This window comes from Staphylococcus sp. EG-SA-18 (genome assembly GCF_017151825.1).
GTDB lineage: Bacteria > Bacillota > Bacilli > Staphylococcales > Staphylococcaceae > Staphylococcus > Staphylococcus aureus.
The window spans coordinates 1-1,712 of record NZ_JACYVY010000067.1; the positions used below are offsets into that span (position 1 = coordinate 1).

Below are 1,712 nucleotides of genomic sequence, written 5' to 3' on the forward strand. Positions count from 1 at the left end.
CGCAGGTCTCTTCAGATCTACGGATTTTCGCCATGCCACGAAATTAGCATCATGCTAGCAAGTTAAGCGAACACTGACATGATAAATTAGTGGTTAGCTATATTTTTTTACTTTGCAACAGAACCAAGTATATCCTATGCGTTCTTAAGCTAGCTGCTGTTAGTGCTTCTCATTGCACCCTGGTTATAAAAGCCATACTCACAAACCTCTTCACCAAAACTCTTTACATCTCTAATATAGAACTCTATCTAGCGAACTTTTAGAAAAGATATAAAACATCAGAGTATGGACAGTTGCGGATGTACTTCAGAAAAGATTAGATGTCTAAAAAGCTTGTAGTTAAAGCTTTTTAGACATCTAAATCTAGGTACTAAAACAATTCATCCAGTAAAATATAATATTTTATTTTCTCCCAATCAGGCTTGATCCCCAGTAAGTCAAAAAATAGCTCGACATACTGTTCTTCCCCGATATCCTCCCTGATCGACCGGACGCAGAAGGCAATGTCATACCACTTGTCCGCCCTGCCGCTTCTCCCAAGATCAATAAAGCCACTTACTTTGCCATCTTTCACAAAGATGTTGCTGTCTCCCAGGTCGCCGTGGGAAAAGACAAGTTCCTCTTCGGGCTTTTCCGTCTTTAAAAAATCATACAGCTCGCGCGGATCTTTAAATGGAGTGTCTTCTTCCCAGTTTTCGCAATCCACATCGGCCAGATCGTTATTCAGTAAGTAATCCAATTCGGCTAAGCGGCTGTCTAAGCTATTCGTATAGGGACAATCCGATATGTCGATGGAGTGAAAGAGCCTGATGCACTCCGCATACAGCTCGATAATCTTTTCAGGGCTTTGTTCATCTTCATACTCTTCCGAGCAAAGGACGCCATCGGCCTCACTCATGAGCAGATTGCTCCAGCCATCATGCCGTTCAAAGTGCAGGACCTTTGGAACAGGCAGCTTTCCTTCCAGCCATAGCATCATGTCCTTTTCCCGTTCCACATCATAGGTGGTCCCTTTATACCGGCTGTCCGTCATTTTTAAATATAGGTTTTCATTTTCTCCCACCAGCTTATATACCTTAGCAGGAGACATTCCTTCCGTATCTTTTACGCAGCGGTATTTTTCGATCAGTTTTTTCAATTCCGGTGATATTCTCATTTTAGCCATTTATTATTTCCTTCCTCTTTTCTACAGTATTTAAAGATACCCCAAGAAGCTAATTATAACAAGACGAACTCCAATTCACTGTTCCTTGCATTCTAAAACCTTAAATACCAGAAAACAGCTTTTTCAAAGTTGTTTTCAAAGTTGGCGTATAACATAGTATCGACGGAGCCGATTTTGAAACCACAATTATGATAGAATTTACAAGCTATAAGGTTATTGTCCTGGGTTTCAAGCATTAGTCCATGCAAGTTTTTATGCTTTGCCCATTCTATAGATATATTGATAAGCGCGCTGCCTATGCCTTGCCCCCTGAAATCCTTACATACGGCGATATCTTCTATATAAGCGTACCGGTTCCAATTTTTTCGCAGTTTAACTTTTCCGACGCATTTATCGTCTTGGTAGTAAAGATATATTATCTGGTTCTGTTGCAAAGTAAAAAAATATAGCTAACCACTAATTTATCATGTCAGTGTTCGCTTAACTTGCTAGCATGATGCTAATTTCGTGGCATGGCGAAAATCCGTAGATCTGAAGAGACCTGCGG

Annotated in this window: 1 protein-coding gene and 1 pseudogene; both read right to left on the reverse strand. The window is 40.5% G+C overall.

Annotated elements, in window-relative coordinates:
* Positions 1–370 precede the first annotated feature (370 nt).
* Entirely contained in the window at positions 371–1,165 is a 795-nt protein-coding gene (aph(3')-IIIa, locus tag IDG66_RS12590) for an aminoglycoside O-phosphotransferase APH(3')-IIIa (RefSeq protein ID WP_001096887.1), read from the reverse strand.
* A 92-nt stretch (positions 1,166–1,257) separates the two neighbouring features.
* Positions 1,258–1,590: pseudogene (locus IDG66_RS12595) on the reverse strand (GNAT family N-acetyltransferase); the annotation flags it as partial.
* Between the last annotated feature and the right edge of the window lie 122 nt (positions 1,591–1,712).